This window comes from Pseudomonas sp. No.117 (assembly GCF_054558395.1).
This window is the reverse complement of sequence record NZ_BAAJNP010000008.1, coordinates 332,548-352,803: the sequence shown is the minus strand read 5'-3', so window position 1 is coordinate 352,803 and position 20,256 is coordinate 332,548. Positions and strand designations below refer to the sequence as shown.

Annotated in this window: 18 protein-coding genes; 1 reads left to right on the top strand and 17 read right to left on the bottom strand. The window is 64.8% G+C overall.

Annotated features, from left to right (window positions below; translation table 11 throughout):
- Positions 1–20 precede the first annotated feature (20 nt).
- Genes asd through leuC form a run of 5 tightly spaced genes read right to left on the bottom strand, consistent with a single transcriptional unit; the run spans position 21 to position 5,183 of the window.
- Positions 21–1,133 (bottom strand): aspartate-semialdehyde dehydrogenase, encoded by a 1,113-nt coding sequence (asd, locus tag ACYJP6_RS20840; RefSeq protein ID WP_459477458.1) that lies wholly within the window; start codon positions 1,131–1,133, stop codon positions 21–23.
- Positions 1,134–1,189: 56 nt separating this feature from the next.
- Positions 1,190–2,272 carry a 3-isopropylmalate dehydrogenase gene (leuB, locus tag ACYJP6_RS20835; protein ID WP_459477456.1) on the bottom strand — a complete coding sequence of 361 codons (1,083 nt, stop codon included), beginning with the start codon at positions 2,270–2,272 and terminating at the stop codon, positions 1,190–1,192.
- Positions 2,273–2,291: 19 nt separating this feature from the next.
- On the bottom strand, positions 2,292–3,056 hold the full coding sequence (locus ACYJP6_RS20830; protein ID WP_459477454.1) for a class I SAM-dependent methyltransferase: 765 nt from the start codon (positions 3,054–3,056) through the stop codon (positions 2,292–2,294).
- Positions 3,057–3,102: 46 nt separating this feature from the next.
- The gene (gene leuD, locus ACYJP6_RS20825; protein ID WP_459477452.1) at positions 3,103–3,747 is read right to left on the bottom strand and encodes a 3-isopropylmalate dehydratase small subunit; all 645 of its coding nucleotides are present in this window, start codon (positions 3,745–3,747) and stop codon (positions 3,103–3,105) included.
- Positions 3,748–3,758: 11 nt separating this feature from the next.
- The gene (gene leuC / locus ACYJP6_RS20820; RefSeq protein ID WP_459477450.1) at positions 3,759–5,183 is read right to left on the bottom strand and encodes a 3-isopropylmalate dehydratase large subunit; all 1,425 of its coding nucleotides are present in this window, start codon (positions 5,181–5,183) and stop codon (positions 3,759–3,761) included.
- Between the two features lie 142 nt (positions 5,184–5,325).
- Here leuC and ACYJP6_RS20815 point away from each other — a divergent pair, with 142 nt between their 5' ends.
- Positions 5,326–6,201: a LysR family transcriptional regulator gene (locus ACYJP6_RS20815; protein WP_459477523.1), complete on the top strand. Its 876-nt coding sequence runs from the start codon at positions 5,326–5,328 to the stop codon at positions 6,199–6,201.
- A 509-nt stretch (positions 6,202–6,710) separates the two neighbouring features.
- Here ACYJP6_RS20815 and ACYJP6_RS20810 read toward each other — a convergent pair.
- The 12 genes from ACYJP6_RS20810 to edd all read right to left on the bottom strand — a co-directional run bounded on the left by ACYJP6_RS20810 (position 6,711) and on the right by edd (position 20,234).
- A complete protein-coding gene (locus tag ACYJP6_RS20810) occupies positions 6,711–6,947 on the bottom strand; it encodes a DUF1289 domain-containing protein (RefSeq protein ID WP_459477448.1) in 237 nt (78 codons plus the stop codon).
- A 29-nt stretch (positions 6,948–6,976) separates the two neighbouring features.
- A complete protein-coding gene (locus tag ACYJP6_RS20805; protein WP_145003860.1) occupies positions 6,977–8,377 on the bottom strand; it encodes a carbohydrate porin in 1,401 nt (466 codons plus the stop codon).
- 62 nt (positions 8,378–8,439) lie between these two features.
- Positions 8,440–9,651 (bottom strand): AGE family epimerase/isomerase, encoded by a 1,212-nt coding sequence (locus ACYJP6_RS20800; protein WP_459477446.1) that lies wholly within the window; start codon positions 9,649–9,651, stop codon positions 8,440–8,442.
- Between the two features lie 40 nt (positions 9,652–9,691).
- Positions 9,692–10,597, bottom strand: a complete 906-nt coding sequence (locus tag ACYJP6_RS20795; protein WP_459477444.1) for a carbohydrate kinase family protein — start codon at positions 10,595–10,597, stop codon at positions 9,692–9,694.
- 126 nt (positions 10,598–10,723) lie between these two features.
- Complete coding sequence (locus ACYJP6_RS20790) at positions 10,724–11,824, bottom strand: ABC transporter ATP-binding protein (RefSeq protein ID WP_459477442.1); 1,101 nt, start codon at positions 11,822–11,824, stop codon at positions 10,724–10,726.
- A gap of 11 nt (positions 11,825–11,835) precedes the next feature.
- Entirely contained in the window at positions 11,836–12,666 is an 831-nt protein-coding gene (locus tag ACYJP6_RS20785) for a carbohydrate ABC transporter permease (RefSeq protein WP_145003872.1), read from the bottom strand.
- Positions 12,659–13,576 carry a carbohydrate ABC transporter permease gene (locus ACYJP6_RS20780; RefSeq protein WP_459477440.1) on the bottom strand — a complete coding sequence of 306 codons (918 nt, stop codon included), beginning with the start codon at positions 13,574–13,576 and terminating at the stop codon, positions 12,659–12,661. The genes ACYJP6_RS20785 and ACYJP6_RS20780 overlap by 8 nt, the downstream gene beginning before the upstream one ends.
- 177 nt (positions 13,577–13,753) lie before the next feature.
- Entirely contained in the window at positions 13,754–15,016 is a 1,263-nt protein-coding gene (locus ACYJP6_RS20775; protein WP_459477438.1) for an ABC transporter substrate-binding protein, read from the bottom strand.
- A 133-nt stretch (positions 15,017–15,149) separates the two neighbouring features.
- Positions 15,150–16,598, bottom strand: coding sequence for an ATP-binding protein (locus ACYJP6_RS20770; RefSeq protein ID WP_459477436.1), 1,449 nt, complete (start codon positions 16,596–16,598; stop codon positions 15,150–15,152).
- On the bottom strand, positions 16,588–17,328 hold the full coding sequence (locus ACYJP6_RS20765) for a response regulator (protein ID WP_459477434.1): 741 nt from the start codon (positions 17,326–17,328) through the stop codon (positions 16,588–16,590). The genes ACYJP6_RS20770 and ACYJP6_RS20765 overlap by 11 nt, the downstream gene beginning before the upstream one ends.
- A 102-nt stretch (positions 17,329–17,430) precedes the next feature.
- The gene (locus tag ACYJP6_RS20760) at positions 17,431–18,408 is read right to left on the bottom strand and encodes a glucokinase (protein WP_459477432.1); all 978 of its coding nucleotides are present in this window, start codon (positions 18,406–18,408) and stop codon (positions 17,431–17,433) included.
- Positions 18,405–20,234 (bottom strand): phosphogluconate dehydratase, encoded by a 1,830-nt coding sequence (gene edd / locus ACYJP6_RS20755; protein WP_459477430.1) that lies wholly within the window; start codon positions 20,232–20,234, stop codon positions 18,405–18,407. Before edd ends, ACYJP6_RS20760 begins: the two co-directional genes overlap by 4 nt.
- Between the last annotated feature and the right edge of the window lie 22 nt (positions 20,235–20,256).

The window sequence follows — 20,256 nt, the reverse complement described above, 5'->3', positions numbered from 1 at the left end:
GCAAACGTTTAGCTACGGCTTCACTGCTCCAGCAGGATCCGCAGCATGCGCCGCAGCGGCTCCGCGGCGCCCCATAGGAGTTGGTCGCCGACGGTGAAGGCGCCCAGGTACTGGGAACCCATGTTCAGTTTGCGCAGGCGTCCGACGGGTACGCTCAGGGTACCGGTGACGGCGGCCGGGGTCAGTTCACGCATGCTGACGTCGCGGTTGTTCGGCACCAGCTTGACCCAGGGATTGTGCTGGCTGATCAGGCCGTGGATGTCGGACAGCGGCACATCCTTGTTCAGCTTGATGGTCAGCGCCTGGCTGTGGCAACGCATGGCGCCGATGCGTACGCAGATGCCATCCACCGGGATGGGATTCTTGAAGCGGCCGAGAATCTTGTTGGTTTCGGCCTGGGCCTTCCACTCTTCGCGGCTCTGGCCGTTGGGCAGTTCCTTGTCGATCCAGGGGATCAGGCTGCCGGCCAGGGGAACGCCGAACTGCTCGGTGGGGAAGGCTTCGCTGCGCAGGGTCTCGGCGACCTGGCGATCGATGTCGAGGATGGCGCTGGCCGGATCGACCAGGCTGTCGGCGACGGCGGCGTGGGTCGCGCCCATCTGGCGGATCAGCTCGCGCATGTTCTGGGCACCGGCGCCGGAGGCGGCCTGGTAGGTCATGGCGCTCATCCAGTCCACCAGACCCGCTTCGAACAGCCCGCCGAGGGCCATCAGCATCAGGCTGACGGTGCAGTTGCCGCCGATGAAGTCCTTGCGGCCATCGGCCAGGGCCTGATCGATGACACGGCGGTTGACCGGGTCCAGCACGATGACGGCGTCATCCTGCATGCGCAGGCTGGAAGCCGCGTCGATCCAGTAGCCTTTCCAACCAGCCTGGCGCAGCTTGGGGAACACCTCACTGGTGTAGTCGCCACCCTGGCAGGTGAGGATGACGTCGAGGGTCTTGAGCTCGTCGATGCTGTAGGCATCCTTGAGCGGCGCCACGCCCTTGCCAATGGCCGGGCCTTCGCCGCCGACGTTGGAGGTGGTGAAGAACACGGGCTCGATCAAGTCGAAATCCCGCTCTTCGAGCATGCGCTGCATGAGCACGGAGCCCACCATGCCACGCCAACCGATCAGACCTACACGTTTCATCGCTACTGCACCTTTGTTGTCTTGAGGACGGCCGCCTCCCCTGGCGGCCGATCAGATTAACGCCTAACGAGCGCCGCTACTACTGCTTCGCCCATCGCGCGGGTACCGACCCGCTGCTTGCCTTCCGACCAGATGTCGCCGGTCCGCAGGCCCTGGTCCAGCACCTGGCCCACCGCCGCCTCGATGGCCTCGGCCGCCGCCGCGGCGCCAAAGGTGTATCTGAGCATCATGGCGACCGAGAGGATGGTCGCCAGCGGATTGGCCACGCCCTGGCCGGCGATGTCCGGCGCCGAGCCGTGGCAGGGTTCGTACATGCCCTTGTTGTGGGCATCCAGGGAGGCCGAGGGCAGCATGCCGATGGAGCCGGTGAGCATCGAGGCTTCGTCGGAAAGGATGTCGCCGAACATGTTGTCGGTGACGATGACGTCGAACTGCTTGGGTGCGCGGACCAGCTGCATGGCGGCGTTGTCGACGTACATGTGGCTGAGTTCGACGTCCGGGTAGTCCTTGGCCACCTCCTCCACGACTTCGCGCCACAGGCGGCTGGATTCGAGCACGTTGGCCTTGTCCACCGAGCAGAGCTTCTTGCCACGCAGGCGGGCCATGTCGAAGCCGACGCGGGCGATGCGACGGATCTCGCCTTCGCTGTACGGCAGGGTATCGAAGGCCTGGCGTTCGCCATTCTCCAACACCCGGGTCTCGCGCGGCGAGCCGAAGTAGATGCCACCGGTCAGCTCACGGACGATGAGGATGTCCAGACCCGACACCACCTCGGGCTTCAGGGTGGAGGCCTCGGCCAGTTGCGGATAGAGGATGGCCGGGCGCAGGTTGCCGAACAGGCCCAGGGCGGAGCGGATCTTCAGCAGGCCGCGCTCGGGACGGATGTCACGCTCGAGCTTGTCCCACTTGGGGCCGCCGACGGCGCCCAGCAGTACGGCATCGGCAGTACGGGCACGGGCCAGGGTCTCGTCGGCCAGGGGCACGCCGTAGCGGTCGATGGCGGCGCCGCCCAGGTCGTCGTGGACCAGCTCGAAGCCCAGGTCGTAGTCATGATTGACCTTCTCCAGCACCTTGACCGCTTCGGCCATGATTTCCGGACCGATGCCGTCGCCCGGCAGGATGAGGATCTGCTTGCTCATTGTGTTTTCCTGTTCCAAATCAGATGGGCTGGGCCCAGAGAACCATGACGTCGACGGTGAAGGAGCCGTCGTGGTCGATTTCGAAATACTGGCGGACTTCCTGGCCGATCTTCTTCTGCAAGCTGCGAATGGCCTGGCACTGAGGCTCGGGCGTGCGCATGCGTTCGGTCCAGCTGGCGAAGTCGAGACGCAGGCGCTGCCGGCGGCAATGGGTCACCCCCAGGCGCGCCATGTCCAGCAAGCGGTGCCATTCGGCAAGGGAGTAGTTTCGCACGTGGCTGATATCCCGCAGGATTTCCACCGTCTGCAGATAGGTATCCAGCCGCGGATTGGCTGGCGACACGACGTCGATGATGGCCATCTCGCCACCGTGACGCAGCACCCGGCGCACTTCCCGCAGGGCCGCGCCGACATCGCGCCAGTGGTGGGCCGAATAGCGGCTGAGCACGAAGTCGAAGCTGGCATCGCCGAAGGGTAGGTGCTCGGCCATACCGGGCTGGACACTGATGTTCTCCAGACCCTGCTCGGCGGCGTTGCGCTTGACCACCGAAAGCATCTCTTCGGCCAGGTCCAGGGCCACCACCTGCCCGGCCACGGGCGCCACGTTGTAGCTGACGTGCCCGCCGCCGCAGCCGAGATCCAGGACCTTGGCGTTCTCGCGCCGGGCGACGGCTTCGCGCAGCTCGACCAGTTCGGCCCCCTGGGCATGGACGGCACTGGTCAGATAGGCCTCGGCCGTGGCGCCGAATTGCTGCTGTACGTGTTGCTCGTGTTCACCGCTCATGGAGCCTCCGGGAAGGACGCCGGTCCGAGAGAACCGGCGGCTGGGTTCAGGCGTTGGGGAACATCCAGGGACTGCTCTGGCGATAGCGGCCTTCGAAGCTGGCGATGGCATCGGCATCCTGCAGGGTCAGGCCGATGTCGTCCAGGCCGTTGAGCAGGCAGTGCTTGCGGAAGGCATCGATCTCGAAGGGCAGCGCCACGCCGTCGGGACGGCGCACGGTCTGGCTTTCGAGGTCGACCACCAGTTGGTAGCCCTCGTTGGCTTCGACCTGGCGGAACAGCTCGTCAACGTCCGCATCGCTGAGGATGATCGGCAGCAGGCCATTCTTGAAGCTGTTGTTGAAGAAGATATCCGCGAAGCTGGGCGCGATCACCGAGCGGAACCCGTAGCCATCCAGCGCCCAGGGCGCATGCTCACGACTGGAACCGCAGCCGAAATTCTCGCGGGCCAGCAGGATGCTGGCGCCGGCATAGCGCGGCTGGTTGAGCACGAAATCAGGGTTGAGCGGACGCTTGCTGTTGTCCTGGCCGGGCTGGCCGACATCCAGGTAGCGCCACTCGTCGAACAGGTTGGGACCGAAACCGGTCCGCTTGATCGACTTGAGGAATTGCTTGGGAATGATCTGATCGGTATCGACGTTGGCACGATCCAGAGGCGCGACCAAACCGGTGTGCTGGGTAAAGGCTTGCATGGTCAGGCTCCTCAGGCGTTAGCGAAGTCACGGACGTCGACGAAACGACCGGCGATGGCAGCGGCGGCGGCCATCGCCGGACTCACCAGGTGGGTACGGCCACCGGCGCCCTGACGGCCTTCGAAGTTGCGGTTGGAGGTGGAGGCGCAATGCTCGCCACTCTCCAGGCGGTCGGCGTTCATCGCCAGGCACATGGAGCAGCCCGGTTCGCGCCATTCGAAGCCGGCTTCGATGAAGACCTTGTCCAGGCCCTCACGCTCGGCCTGGGCCTTGACCAGGCCGGAACCCGGTACCACGAGGGCCTGCTTGAGGGTCGCAGCGACCTTGCGGCCCTTGGCCACGGCGGCAGCGGCGCGCAGGTCTTCGATACGGGAGTTGGTGCAGGAGCCGATGAAGACGCGGTCGAGCACGATGTCGGTGATCGGCTGGTTGGCCTTGAGGCCCATGTACTTGAGGGCGCGCTCGATGGAGCCACGCTTGACCGGATCGGCTTCGCGGGTCGGATCCGGCACCTGCTGGTCGACGGCCAGGACCATCTCGGGCGAGGTGCCCCAGCTGACCTGCGGCTTGATCAGGGCAGCGTCCAGTTCGACGACGGTATCGAAGTGGGCGTCGGCGTCGGACACCAGGCCACGCCATTCGGCCACCGCGGCTTCCCAGACGGCACCGGTGGGCGCGAAGGGACGACCCTCGACATAGTCGATGGTGGTCTGGTCGACCGCGACCATGCCGACCCGGGCACCGGCCTCGATGGACATGTTGCAGATGGTCATACGGCCTTCCATGGACAGGGCACGGATGGCGCTGCCGGCGAATTCGATGGCATGGCCATTACCGCCGGCGGTGCCGATCTTGCCGATGATGGCGAGGACGATGTCCTTGGCGGTGACGCCGAAGGGCAATTCGCCCTCGACCTTCACCAGCATGTTCTTCATCTTCTTGGCCACCAGGCACTGGGTGGCGAGCACGTGCTCGACCTCGGAGGTGCCGATGCCATGGGCCAGGGCGGCGAAGGCACCATTGGTGGAGGTGTGGGAGTCGCCACAGACCACGGTCATGCCGGGCAGCACGGCGCCCTGCTCCGGGCCGATCACGTGGACGATGCCCTGGCGCACGTCGTTCATCTTGAACTGGGTGATGCCGAAGTCATCGCAGTTCTCGTCCAGGGTGCGGACCTGAATACGCGAGGTCTCGTCCTTGATGGAGTCAAGGCCTTCCTTGCGGTCCGGCGTGGTGGGCACGTTGTGGTCGAGGGTCGCGAGGTTGGCGTCCAGGCGCCAGGGCTTGCGGCCGGCCAGACGCAGGCCTTCGAAGGCCTGGGGCGAGGTCACTTCGTGGATGATGTGGCGGTCGATGTAGAGCAGTGCGGAACCATCGTCGCGCTGCTTGACCAGGTGCATATCCCAGAGTTTGTCGTAGAGCGTCTTGCCAGCCATGGATCGATTCCTCATCAGGCGTGGAGCGGCACGGGCCTTTGGCATGCCCTTGGTGCTTGTGGGGTCAAAGATACCGCGCTAGGCTCGCATGAAACAAATTCATCTTTTTCATGAAGCTCATAACCAACAGGAATTCGAAGGCTTGGACCTTGCCAACCTGAACGCCTTTGTCGCCGTGGCCGAAACGGGCGGCTTTTCCGATGCAGGGGAGCGCCTGCATCTCACCCAGCCTGCGGTCAGCAAACGCATTGCGGCTTTGGAACAGCAACTGGGGCTGCGCCTGTTCGACCGCATAGGCCGCGAAGTCAGCCTTACCGAGGCCGGACGTGCCCTGCTTCCCCGCGCCTACCAGATTCTAGGCGTGATAGATGACACTCGGCGCGCGCTCACCAATCTCAATGGTGCCATCGGCGGGCGGCTGACACTGGCGACCAGTCATCATATCGGCCTGCATCGGCTACCACCGATCCTGCGGCGCTTTACCCGCGAATATCCGGACGTCGCGCTGGACATTCGCTTTCTCGATTCGGAAGCCGCCTACGATGAAATCCTGCATGGGCGCGTGGAGCTCGCCATCATTACCCTCGCCCCGCAGACCACTGCGCCCATCCGCGCAGTGCCGATATGGCGCGACCCGCTGGATTTCGTGGCAGCACCGGAACATGCGCTGGCGACCCAGGAGAGCGTCAGCCTGGCTGATGTAGCACGACACCCGGCCGTGTTTCCCGGTGGTAATACCTTCACGCGACTCATCGTCCATGGCCTGTTCGATGCCCAGGGACTGACCCCGAACATAGCCATGAGCACCAACTACCTGGAGACCATCAAGATGCTGGTGTCCATCGGCCTCGCCTGGAGCGTGCTGCCGCGGACGCTGCTCGACGACCAGGTGTGCCGGTTACCCTTGCCCGGTATCCAGTTGGAAAGGCGGCTGGGGTACATCCTGCATACCGAGCGTACCCATTCGAATGCGGCCCAAGCGTTCATGGGGTTGTTGGACGAGGTGGAGCGGGAGTAGCGAAGCGTGCTGATCGCCTGGCCAGGGGTGGGATGCCCGTATCGTAGAGTCGTGATCGCGGCCATGGGCCGCTCCTACAGGAGCTGCATGCCTCATAGGAGCGGCCCATGGCCGCGATGAAATCAGTGCTATAGCGTGGAAAATGACGCGGCCGTTGCACCGGGGCGTTAAGTGGCGGGGGTGCCCTCACCCCAACCCTCTCCCGCGGGGAGAGGGGGCTATCCGAGCCAGCGCTCGAACCCACAGACGTAGGTTGGGTTGAGACGGCTTTATCGTCGAAGCCCAACAGTGGGGAGCTGGCTCTCCACCGGGGCGTTTGATGGCGAGGGGCGCCCTTACCCCAACCCTCTCCCCCGGGGAGAGGGGGCTATCCGTGCCAGCGCTCGAACCCACAGGCATAGGTTGGGTTGAAACGGCTTTATCGTCGAAGCCCAACAGCACGGGGCGCGGCCTGGGCAACGTTGGGCTTCGCTGCGCTCAGCCCAACCTACGGTGCTGACAGGAAGGCATCAGCCCTTCTTGAGCTTCTTCAGGCGCTTCTTCGACTTGTCGATGACTTCCTTGCGCGCCTTGTCTTTCATCTCCTTCCATCCCTTGATCTCTGAGCGTTTGCGGCCACATCCCTGGCAGACTTCGTCTTTGATCTTGCATTGGCTGATACAGGGACTTTCGACCTTACCCACGGCAACCTCGAAAATGAAAAAGGCCCTGCAGTATAACGACTGCAGGGCCTTGGCCAGCGCCATCCGGCCGGATGGCGGGCTATGAAGGCGATTTAGAAAACCGCTTGAACCTTCAGGCCGCCGACCACGGCATTGTCGACCTCACGCACACCACCCGGGCTCTTGATGTACTGGATGTTGGGGCGAACGGTCAGCCAGTTGGTCACGTGCACACCGTAATAGAGTTCGGCGTCGTACTCGTTGTGCTGCAGCGGCGTGTAGGCCGGATCGTCATAGTCGGTGGCACCGGCAGCCTGGTTGAGGGCGCGCTGGTTATCGCGGAAGTCGCTGTTGGTGCTGATGCGCGCGACACCGAAGCCGATGTCATCCTTGGGACGACCGTCGAAGGGGCCCTTATACACCAGGCCGGCCTGGACGTAGTTGCTGACCTTGTTGACGTCCTTGGCGTGGGCGGTGAAGTTGGCGAAGACCGACAGGCCGCGGCTCGGGTCATCGTTGTGCGCGGTGATCTGCTGACGCGCCACGACCCAGTAGCCGTGCTTGCTGGAGTGCTCCTTGTAATCCAGCCCGGTGAGGGCGGCGGAGTTGCCGTTGACGTCCTCGTAGACATCGTTGGCATCGGCGGTGCTGTAGTAGTAGCCGACGCGGTATTCGCCCGGCAGGCCATTGACCTTGGGCGACCAGACCATCTCGACCGGCAGGACCGCACCCTTGGTGCCACTGCCGTTGAGCTTGAAGCCATTGCCGGTTTCCAGCAGCGACGGGTTCTGCTCATAGGCGCCGACCTGGACGAACAGCTCGGGGGTCAGGCTGTACTTGACGCGCAGGGCCCACTGGCTGACCGGCCAGTTGTACCAGACACCTTCCCAGTTGCCGACCTGGGAGCCGCAGAAGGCCAGGTTCTGGAAGTCGCACTCGAAGGAGTTGAAGTCCTCGCCCTCGCCGAAACGACCGGCCTTGATGTCCAGACGGCCATCGAAGAAGCCCTTGGACAGCCACAGCTGGGTCAGACGCCAGGTCTGGCCGCGGCCATAGACTTCCTGCACGGAGGAGTAGCCGCCGACACGGGGATCAGTGATGCGGTCATCGGTCAGGTTGCGGCCATCACGGGAGGTGATGGCGAGCTTGAATACCGAATTCTCCCAACCCGCGATCTTGTTCATGTCGCCCCAGAGACCGAACATGTACTGGGAGCTCCAACGACCGGTGCGATCATCGTCATAGCCGCCGCGCAGGTTGGTGGCGCCCTCCCCCACGTACTCCAGCTTGATGTCCCAACCCTTGTCGCGCAGGTCCTTGCGCACGCCGCCCCAGTCACCGGTCATGGTGTTGCCCAGGGGCTCGAAGGCGGCTTCGGTGTTGTTCACCCCGCTGAAATTGCCACCCGGGTTGGCCTGAGGTGCCGCCTGGGCGCCTGCGGCTACCGCCAGGGCGAGCAGCGATACCAGGGGCAGTGCGTTACCCCGACGATTCTTGTGATTCTGACTGTTCATTACTGAGATCCCTTTTTATAGAAGTGATGACACCCAGGGCCCGAAACCCGCGTCTCTAATACTTACGGCAGGACGTTGAGGACTTCGTAACAGGCACCCATGGTGTGGTAGTCGACCTTGCCGGCCGGACTCTTGTCGTCGGAGTACTTGTGGTTCCGACGGTCGAGCAGGCGCCACCACGCGCCGTGCTCGTGATCGATGAAATGCTCCCAGCTGTAGCGCCAGAGCGCTTCATAGTGTTGCCAGTAACGGTCGTCGCCACTGCGGTCGGCCAGCAGCGCCGCGGCGGCCAGGGCCTCCGCCTGGACCCAGAAATACTTGTCCGGATCGCAGGGCGAGCCGTCCGGCGCGAAGCCGTAGTAGAGCCCGCCGTGTTCGCCATCCCAGCTCAGCCGCCAGGAGGCATCGAACAGCGCCTGGGCCCTTGGCAGCAGCCAGGGCTGGGGACGGTGGCGCTCGAGGATGAGCAGCAGCTTGGCCCATTCGATCTGGTGCCCGGGCTGGAATCCCCAGGGGCGGAACAGGTTGGCCGGATCGTCGCGGTTGTAGTCCCAGTCGATCGACCAGTCGCTGTGGTAGTGCTCCCAGATCAGGCCACCGGGGACCTGGTCGGCCGCGGCACCATGCCCCCTGGTCAGCGCTGCCTGGCGCTGGGTCATGTTGCGCGCCAGGGTCTCGGCGCGATCCAGGTAGCGCACCTCGCCACTGGCTTCGTAGGCGGCCAGCAGGGCTTCGCAGGCGTGCATGTTGGCGTTCTGGCCGCGGTACGGCGAGACGGCTTGCCAGTCGGCACTGATCTCGTCGACATAGAGGCCATCGGCTTCACGCCAGAAATGGGTTTCCAGGGATTCCCAGGCTTCGCTCAGCCAGCCGCGCGCCTCTTCGATACCCGCCTGCAGACCGTGGGCATAGGCCAACACCACGAAGGCCAGGCCGTAGCAGTGATTGGTGCCATCCACCACGGTGTCGCCATCGAGCAGCCAGGCATAGCCGCCGTTAGCCTGGCGATGCCGCTCGCGCAGGTATCTCAGGCCGTGGCGGGTCGCTTCCAGAAACGCCGGATCGCCAAAATGCCGGTAGGCCATGGCGAAATCGAAGACGAAGCGGGTACTGGAGACCAGATGACGGGTCTGGCGGTCGTAGATCGTCCCGTCATCCTTGAAGAAGTGATAGAAGCCGCCCTGCGGGTCCAGGCATCTTGGATGGTAGAACGCCAGGGTCTGGCGCACATGCTCCAACAGGGTCTCGCGACGACGAAAATCGGGGAAGTCCATCGGGTTTCCTTGGCGGCTATTGTTGTTGTGGGAAAGCGTTCTAGTGGGGACTCACCTGCAGCAGGGCCTCCACGTCGGCCCGGGTCGGTGCGTAGGCGCCGGCGTGCCGGCAGGACACGGAGGCGCTGGCGGCGGCAAATCTCAGGCGCTGCTGGGGATCGGTCAGGCCCAAGAGGCCCGAAGCCAGCCAGCCGGCCATGCAGGCGTCGCCAGCGCCCACGGTATCGGCGACGTCCACGGCGATGGCGGCTTGCTGCCACTCGCCTCGCGGGGTGTAGAGCACCAGGCCGTGCTCGCCGCGGGTGAAGAGGATGCGGGCCTGGGGATTGAGGGCGCGCAGCTCGTCCAGCGCGGCGCGCTCGTCCAGGCCCGGATAGATCTGGCGGATGTCCTCGTCGGACAGCTTGATGTCGTCGGCCAGGCGCACCAGCTCGGGAAAGGTCTGCTGGCGATAGCGGTCGTCCATCAGGTTGCGCCAGTTAGGATCGTAGCTCAGCCGCTTGCCGGCGGCCTTCGCCTGACGCGCCAGGTCCAGCAGGGTATCGGCCAGTGGATAGCGGGCCAGACTGATGCAGCTGAAATGGCAGACTTCGGCGGCGTCCAGCCAGCCTTGGGGCAGCAGCGCCGGATCGAATTTCAGGTCGGCTTCACCGGCGAAGAAATAGCGCGGCGGACGACTCGACGGGACGATGGCCACCAGCGGATCGGCGGATACGCGCTGCAGGAAGCGGGTATCCAGGCCAGCGGTTTCCGATTGCCAGGCGATCTCGTCGCCCAGACCGTCCTGGCTGATGGCGCCACCGAAGGCGCTCTCCACACCGAGCCGGGCCAGGCCACGGGCCACGTTCCAGGGGGCACCGCCCGGGTAACCGCGCCATTCGCCAGGATTACCCTGGACGATGTCGGTAAGGGCTTCGCCAAAGACCACGACGCGGGGTAGTGCCATTCTTGTTCTCCTGTCTGTCACGGCGACCAAGGCTACCCCTGGTCTCTGGTAGGGCCGCGACCCGACGTCAGGCGCGGCGGCGGGCGGACCTTACCATTGCTGTAACGTTTCAGCCATGAGCTCCGTTCAAGAAAGTCGGCGACCGCTCGCCGGATCGAACAATACCGCCCGTCGCGCATCGATACGCCACAGCACCTGGTCACCGGGACGCGGGGCTTCTCCCGGTGCCACGCGGCAGCATACCTTGGTGCCATTCCACTCGGCGTAAAGCAAGGTGTCCGGCCCGGTCGGCTCGACCACCTGCACTCGGGTCAGGATACCGGGGACCGCGCTGTCGGCCGGATGCGCGGACTGAATCTGCTCCGGCCGCACACCCAGGATAGCCTCTCTGCCAGCCAACGCCGGGTCGAGTTCCGGCAATTCCACCAGGCTGTCACCGGTGTCGCCGGTCACCCGGGCGACCACCCTGCCCTCGCGCGCGTCCAGGCGGACGGGTACGAAGTTCATCGGCGGCGAGCCGATGAAGCTGGCGACGAAGAGATTGGCGGGATCGTTGTAGATCTCCTCGGGAGTGCCGAATTGCTGTACCTCGCCGTCCTTCATCACCGCCACCCGGTCGCCCAGGGTCATGGCTTCGATCTGATCGTGGGTGACGTAGACGGTGGTGGTTTGCAACCGCTGGTGCATCAGCTTGATCTCGGTGCGCATCTCCACCCGCAGCTTGGCGTCGAGGTTGGAGAGCGGCTCGTCGAACAGATAGAGCTTGGGCCGCCGGGCCAGGGCGCGGCCCATGGCGACGCGCTGCTGCTGGCCGCCGGAGAGCTGCGCCGGCTTGCGCTCGAGCAGGTGCTCGATCTGCAGGAGCTTGGCGACGCGAGCCACTTCGGCGTCGATCTGCTCCTTGGGCGTCTTGCGGATCTTCAGGCCGAAGGCGATGTTGTCGCGCACGGTCATGGTCGGGTAGAGGGCGTAGGACTGGAACACCATGGCGATGTCCCGATCCTTGGGCTCGACCTGGGTGACGTCCTCGCCATCCAGGCAAATGGCGCCGCTGCTGATGTCTTCCAGCCCGGCGATGGCGTTCATGAGGGTGGACTTGCCGCAGCCGGAGGGCCCGACCAGGATGAGGAACTGGCCGGCGTCGATGCGGATGTCGATGCCCTTGAGGGCTTCCTGGGCGGCGTTGCCGTAGGTCTTGCGTACGCTTTTGAGTTCGAGAGCTGCCATGGTGACCGTCCTTATCCTTTGACCACGCCCGAGGTCAGGCCCCGGACGAAATATTTACCCGCGAAGATGTAGACCAGCAGGGTCGGCAGTGCGGCGATCATGGCGGCGGCCATGTCGACGTTGTATTCCTTGGCACCGGTGCTGGTGTTGACCAGGTTGTTGAGGGCCACGGTGATGGGCTGCGACGAACCGCTGGCGAACACCACACCGAACAGGAAGTCGTTCCACACCTGGGTGAACTGCCAGATCAGGCTGACCATGACGATGGGCGTGGACAGCGGCAGCAGGATCTTGAAGAAGATGGTGAAGAAACCCGCGCCGTCCAGCCGCGCCGCCTTGATCAGGGCATCGGGGATACCGACGTAGTAGTTGCGGAAGAACAGTGTGGTGAAGGCCAGGCCGTAGATCACGTGCACCAGTACCAGGCCGGCGGTGGTGTTGGCCAGGCCCAGTTGGCCAAGGGTGAAGGACATCGGCAGCAGGATCACCTGGAAGGGAATGAAGCAGCCGAACAGCAACAGGCTGAACAGCAGATTCGAGCCGCGGAACTGCCACTTCGACAGGGCGTAGCCGTTGAGCGCGCCGATAAAAGTGGAGATCAGCACCGCCGGGACGGTGATCAGGAAGGAGTTCCAGAAGTAGCTGTGCACCACGTCCCAGGCCTTGAGCCAACCGATCACCGTCCAGTCCAGCGGCAGGCTGAGCAGGTTGCCGGTACGGACATCGTCCGGGGTCTTGAAGCTGGTCAGCAGCATCACCACCAGGGGCACCAGATAGACCGCGCAGGCGACGATCAGGGTGGCGTGGATGGCCACGCGATTGACGTTCAGAGCCTTAGCCATGGCGTTTGCTCCGCAATTCCGAGTAGAGGTAGGGCACCAGCACCGCCAGTACCGCGCCGAGCATCAGCACGGCGCTGGCCGAGCCCAGGCCCATCTGGCCACGGGTGAAGGTGTGCTGGTACATGAACACCGCCGGCAGGTCCGAGGCGTAGCCGGGACCGCCCGCGGTCATGGCCATGACCAGGTCGAAGCTCTTGATGGCGATGTGGGCGAGGATCATCACCGCACTGAAGAACACCGGGCGCAGGCTGGGCAGGACGATGCGCAGGTAGATGGTCGGCAGCCCTGCCCCGTCGACCTGGGCGGCACGCAGGATCGAGGAGTCCACCCCGCGCAGTCCGGCGAGGAACATGGCCATGACGAAGCCCGACGCCTGCCAGAGGGCGGCGATCAGCAGGCAGTAGATGACCCGGTCGGGGTCCACCAGCCAGTCGAAACGGAAGCCCTCCCAACCCCAGTCGCGCAGCAGCTTGTCCAGGCCCAGGCCGGGGTTGAGGAGCCACTTCCAGGCGGTGCCAGTGACGATCATCGACAGCGCCATGGGGTACAGGTAGATGGTGCGGATGAAGCCTTCCCGACGAATCCGCTGGTCCAGCAGGATGGCGAAGAAGACGCCGATGGCCAGACTCAGCAGGATGAACAGCCCGCCGAAGATCGCCAGGTTCTTGCAGGCCACCAGCCAGCGATCGTTCTCCAGCAGCCGGGCGTACTGAGCGAAGCCGGCGAAGTTGTAGCTGGGCAGGAAGCGCGAGTTGGTGAAGGAGATCACCGCCGTCCACAGCATGTAGCCATAGAGGCAAACGACCATGGCGATGGCCGTGGGCGCCAGCACCAGCTTGGGCAGCAGGCGCTGCAGCCGGTCCGGGCGTCGACTGACAGTCGCGACGGGAAGGGTTTCGGTAAGAGCCATGGGGCGCTCCCAGGGGTGGTATTATTTTAAGTGCAGGTATCTTGTAGATCGCGGCGATGGCGGGCCGTCGTAGGTTGGGTTGAGCGCAGCGAAGCCCAACATCGCCTCGGGCCGGCAAGGTTGGGCGTCGACGATGGAGCCGTCTCAACCCACCCTAGGATCTAGCCGCGAACGGTCCTACTTCGCAGCCTGAATGGCGGCTACCAGTTGCTCAGTGGCCTTCTTCGGGTCGGCGTTGGCGTCGTTGAAGAAGTTGGTCACCACATCGAAGATCGCGCCCTGCACGTAGCTGGTGTTGGCCATGCTGTGGGCCATGCTCGGCTCGGCCTTGCCGTCGGCGTTGGCCGCCTGGAAGTCCTTGGCCGATTGCTGGGCGCAGCTGTCGAACTTGCTCAGGTCGATGTCGTTACGCACCGGAATGGAGCCCTTGTTGAGGTTGAATACCTCCTGGAAGGGCTTGTCGATGACGGTGCGTACCAGGTCGTCCTGGGCCTTCTGGTTGTCCTTATTCTTGATCTTGAACATGGCCAGGGAGTCGATGTTGTAGATGAAGTCGCCCTGGGTACCCGGCATCACCACGCATTCGTAGTCGACGCCCGGCTTCTTGCCGGCAGCGGCGAACTCGGCCTTGGCCCAGTCGCCCATGATCTGCATGCCCGCCTTGCCCTCGATGACCATGGCGGTGGCCAGGTTCCAGTCACGCCCCGCGGCGTTGGGATCGACGTAGCCCTTGATGCGCTTGAAGGTCTTGAACACCTCGACCATCTTGTCGCTGCGGATGGTGTCGGCATCGGTCTGCACGAAGACCTTGTCGTAGCCTTCCGGGCCCATGATGGCCATGACCAGGGATTCGAAGATGGTGCCGTCCTGCCAGTTCTGGCCGCCATGGGCCAGGGGCACGACGCCGGCAGCCTTGAGCTTGTCGGCGGCTTCGAAGAATTCATCCAGGGTGGTGGGGACCTTGGCGCCAGCCTTCTTGAAGACGGCAGGGTTGATCCAAAGCCAGTTGATGCGGTGGATGCCGGCCGGTACGGCGACGTACTCGCCGTCGTGCTGCATGGTCTGGGCGACGCGCTTGGGCAGGATGCCGTCCCAGTTGCCCTGCTTGGCGATGTCGCTGATATTGGCCAGGAAGCCCATGTTGGCCCATTCCTGGATATCGGGACCCTTGAGTTGCGCAGCAGACGGCGGATTGCCCGATACCGCACGGGTCTTGAGTACCGTCATGGCGGCTTCACCGGCGCCACCGGCCACGGCGAAGTCCTTCCAGGTGTCGCCTTGCTTCTGCATCAGCTGCTTGAGCACATCGACGGCGCGAGCCTCGCCACCGGAGGTCCACCAGTGCAGCACCTCGACCTCACCGGCATGGGCGGTCAGGGGGGCAGCAATCGCGGCGCAGGAAAGGGAAACGGCGAGAGCGAGACGATTCAACGCATTCATGGGGTCGTTCCTTGTTGTTTTTATCGGAGCGGTTTTACAGGAGCTGCGCCGAGTCTAGTGAGACGATTGCGGCCGTGGGTAACGAAGGGAAAGAGATTTGTCACCGCTTGGTGACATGACGTCTTACCAGTGCTCAGGCGCGCGGCAGGGTCAGGGTGACCCTCAAACCCCCTTCCCGTCGGTTGCGCAGCTCCACCTCACCGCCGTGGGCATGGGCCAGGTTACGGGCGATGCCCAGGCCCAGCCCGTACCCATGGCGGTCGGTAGCGAGGCGGACATGGGGCTGGAAGACCTGCTCCAGCTCCTGTTCCGGCACCCCCGGGCCTTCGTCGTCGACATGCAGGACGAAGGTATGGCCGTCGTCTTCCACCTGCAGGTGGGCGCGATAGCCATACTTGAGGGCGTTATCCAGCAGGTTGCCGATGCAGCGCTTGAGCGCCAGCGGCTTGCCCAGCAGGCTGCTTCGAGCCTCTCCGGTAAGACGCACGCGCGGTGGCTGCTCCTGGGTGAAGGGCTCCACCAGTTGCAGGAGCAGCGTCTGCAAGTCGACCGGCTCCAGGTTCTCGTGGATATCGGTGTCCTTGACGCACTGCAGGGCGCCCTTCACCAACAGGTCGAGTTCGTCCAGATCGCGCACCAGCTTGGCCTGCATCACCTCGTCGTCCACCAGTTCGGCACGCAGGCGCAACCGGGTAATGGGGGTACGCAGGTCGTGGGAAATGGCGCTGAACAGCTGGGCCCGCTCGTCCAGGTAGCGGGCGATGCGCTCGCGCATGGAATTGAAGGCGCGGGTGACCTCACGGATTTCCCGGGCGCCCTCCTCCCGTACGGGTGGGGTATGCACTTCCAGCGACAGCTCCCGTGCGGCCCGCGACAGACGCTTGAGCGGCCGGCTCTGCCAGCGGATCAGCAGCCCGATGAAGAGCAGCAGGAAGGCGCTGCTGAAGATCATGAACAGCAGCTGCTGCAGCGGCAGCCAGGATTCATCCAGGCTGTAGTAAGGCGCCGGCATGAGCGTCGCCAGGTAGACCCACTCCCCTTCGCCGATGCGAATCTGGGTCACCAGTACCGGCGGCTCCAGGGGTTCCAGACTCAGGGCGTAGTGCGCCCAGGAACGCGGCAACTCGTCGAGCGCCACGGCGCCATTGAACAGCCGCAGCTGCTGCGGCGCTACGAACTCGACGTACATGGGCATGGCCGCACCCAGCCGCTCGCGCAGCACCGCCTCTACCCCCTGCAGCACCGCGCGGCGTCCCGGGGTGTCCGGTAGCGACTGCATGGTCAGGGGCTTTTCGTTGAGCGACACGAAGAAACGCGTGCCGCCCATGTTGCGCAGCTGCTCCAGCACCAGCGGCCGATAGGCCGGTGGCAACAGGCTGAAGTAGCGCACGCTGGCGGCGATGGAATAGCCCAGGCTGCGTGCAGCGGTCTGCAGACCCTGGTCACGATCGCTACGCATGGATGCCGACCAGAACAGCGCCGAGGCGCCCTGGGCCAGGAGTACCGCCAGCAGGGTCAGCAGGAGCATCCGGGCAAGCAGCGAACGCGGCACCAGGCGTCCGAGCAGACCGCTACACCGCATCGGCGACCAGGCCGCTGACCTCGGCGGCGAGCAGATAGCCGGAACCGCGCACGGTACGGATCAGCCGCGGAGACTTGCCGGTGTCTCTCAGGCGCTGGCGCAGGCGACTGACCGCCATGTCGACGATGCGCTCCAGCGGCAGGACCTCGCGCCCGCGGGTGGCGTTGGCGATGGTGTCGCGATCGAGGATCTGCTGCGGGTGATCCAGAAACAGCTTCAGCAAGGTGAAGTCGGCACCGGAGAGGATCACCTCCTCCCCATCGCGATGGAACAGCCGGTGACTGACTGGATCCAGGCGCCAGTCGTCGAAGGTCAGCAGGCCCGCAACGGCCGGGCGCGCCTCGCCGAAGCCGGCGCGGCGCAGCAATGCCTTGATGCGCGCCAGGAGCTCCCGCGGACTGAACGGCTTGCCGAGATAGTCGTCAGCACCGAGCTCGAGACCTATGACGCGATCGGCCTCGTCGGAGCTGGCGGTGAGCATGATGATGGGCACCTGGCGGCAGCTCGACTGCTCGCGCATCCAGCGGCAGAGGGCGAAGCCATCTTCACCCGGCAGCATGACATCGAGGATCAGCAGGTCGGGCACGAAATCGCCGAGCGCCCGGCGCAGCTCGCGGCCGTCACCGACGGCGCGCACCAGGTAGCCGGCACGGGTGAGATAGGTGTCGAGAAGCTCACGGATTTCCCCATCGTCATCGACGATGAGAAGGGATTTGCCCAGGGTGGACATGGCGATGTTCGCTCTTGTTGTTCTGGCCAGGCGCCAGCTACCGGTAGTGCCGGCAGCATACCGGGGCTGGGCGACCTTGAGTAGTCGCCTGCCCCGGACCGATCAGCCCTTGCGTGCTTCGGCGATGGTCTGGTCCAGCGCGACCCCGGCGCCGAACAGGCCCGGGTACTCGGCCGTCACCAGCCAGGCCGGAATGTCCTTCAGGTAGGCGCTGCTGGTCTTGCCCTTGTCGGCGAAGGCATGGGCGAAGGCCCCGCTCTGGAAGCGCTCGACGAAGCGCGGCAGGATACCGCCCGCGATGTAGACGCCACCGAGGGCGCCCAGCGTCAGGGCGGCGTTGCCGGCGACCCGGGCCAGCCAGATGAAGAACTGCTCCAGCACGGCATCGGCATAGGCATCGCCCTTGAGTGCCAGCTCGCAGATGTCTGCGGCGCTGTGCAGGGCAGCGGTCCGGCCATCCAACTCGCAGCTCGCGTGATAGAGGTTGACCAGGCCACTGCCGGACACCACGCGCTCAGCGGACACGTGATTGCCGAACTGGCGCTTGAGGATCTTCCAGATATCGAATTCCCGCTGGGTATTGATCGGCAGGTCGACGTGGCCTCCTTCGCTCGGCAGCACGATCCAGCGATCCTTGCCGCTCGGCACCAGACTGGCGAGACCCAGGCCGGTACCGGGACCTATCACCAAGCGGGGACGGGTCGGCAAGGCGATACCGTCGCGCACCTGAACGCAGTCCGCCGGATCCAGACGGGCGATGGCCCACGCCATGGAGGTGAAGTCGTTGATCAGCAGCAGATGGGTCAGGCCCAGCTCGCGGCAGAACTGCTCGCGCTTGATCACCCAGTGATTGTTGGTGAAGCGGAAGTCATCCTCGCCCACCGGGCCCGCACAGGCCAGGCACACGGCGGTGATATCGTCCAGCGCCACGCCGGTCTGCCCCAGATACTTGCGTACGGCGTCTTCCGGACAGGCGTAATCCGCACAGGCGAAGACCTCGATGGCCTCCAGGCGACCGTCGCGCCACAGGGCGAAGCGGGCATTCGTGCCGCCGATGTCGCCAACCAAAGCCAAACTCATTTCAGCGCCTCCAGGCTGGAAGTAAATGCACTGGCACCGGATTCAGCCGTGCTCATGGCGCCGCGCATGAAGGCGAACAACTCACGACCACAGCCCACCCCGGTGCCCTGGGGCGCTTCGACCGCCTGACGGGCCATCCATTCGTCCGCCGGCACCAGAATCTTCAGGTCACCGGTACGGCCATCGACGCGGATGAGATCGCCGTCACAGACCTTAGCCAGCGGACCACCGTCGATGGCTTCCGGACAGACGTGAATCGCCGCCGGCACCTTGCCCGACGCGCCGGACATGCGGCCGTCGGTGACCAGCGCCACCTTGAAGCCCCGGTCCTGCAGCACGCCAAGATAGGGGGTGAGCTTGTGCAGCTCGGGCATGCCCAGAGCCTTGGGCCCCTGGAAGCGTACCACCGCAACGAAATCGCGCTCCAGCTCCCCGGCCTTGAAGGCAGCGGCCAATTCGCTCTGGTCATGGAAGACCCGCGCCGGCGCCTCCACCACCTGGTGCTTGGGCGCCACGGCCGACACCTTCATCACGCCACGGCCGAGGTTGCCCTGCATGACGCGCAGACCGCCCTCTTCGTTGAACGGCCGGCTGGCCGGACGCAGGATGTCCTCGTCCAGGCTCTCCGCACGTCCGGTGCGCCACTCCAGCTTGCCGTCGACCAGGAAGGGCTCCTGCAGATAGCGCGACAGGCCACGCCCCATGATGGTGTTGACGTCTTCGTGCAGCAGCCCGGCCTCGAGCAGGGTGTGCACCATGAAGTTGACGCCACCGGCGGCGTGGAAGTGGTTCACGTCGGCCTTGCCGTTGGGATAGACCTGGGCCAGGGTCGGGGTGACCGCCGAGATCTCGGCCATGTCGTCCCAGGTCAGCTGGATGCCGGCGGCCTGGGCGATGGCGGGGATGTGCAGGGTGTGGTTGGTCGAACCACCGGTGGCGCTCAGGGCGACTACGGAGTTGACGATGGCCTTCTCGTCGACGATCTCGCCCAGCGGCATGAAGTTGCCGCCCTGGTGGGTGATGCGGGTCACCTGGCGCGCCGCCTCGCGGGTGAGTTCGTCACGCAGCGGGGTGTAGGGGTTGACGAAGGAGGAGCCCGGCAGGTGCAGGCCCATCACTTCCATCACCACCTGGTTGGTGTTGGCGGTGCCATAGAAGGTGCAGGTGCCGGGGCTGTGATAGGACTTCATCTCCGATTCCAGCAACTCTTCGCGGGTCGCCTTGCCTTCGGCGAAGGCCTGGCGCACCCGCGCCTTCTCCTTGTTGGAGATGCCGGAGGGCATGGGGCCGCCGGGGACGAAGATCATCGGCAGATGGCCAAAGCGCAGCGCGCCGATCATCAGGCCAGGAATGATCTTGTCGCAGATGCCGAGCAGCAGGGCCGCGTCGAACATGTTGTGCGACAGGGCCACCGCCGTGGACATGGCGATGACTTCGCGACTCGCCAGGCTCAGCTCCATGCCGGCCTCGCCCTGGGTCACGCCGTCACACATGGCGGGCACGCCACCGGCGAACTGACCGACGGAGCCGATCTCGCGCAGCGCCTGCTTGATGATCTCGGGATAGTGCTCGTAGGGCTGGTGAGCCGACAACATGTCGTTGTAGCTGGAAACGATGGCGACGTTGGCCTGGTCCATCAAACGGAGGCGCTGCTTATCCGTCGAGGAACCACACCCGGCGACGCCATGGGCGAAATTGGCGCATTGCAGCTTGCCGCGCTGGGGGCCGTCGCTGGCGGCGGCCCGGATCATGGCGAGGTAACGCTCACGGGTCGGACGGCTGCGTTCCACCAACCGCTGTGTGACTTCGAGGACGCGAGGATGCATGGTTTCGATTCTCCACCGGGCT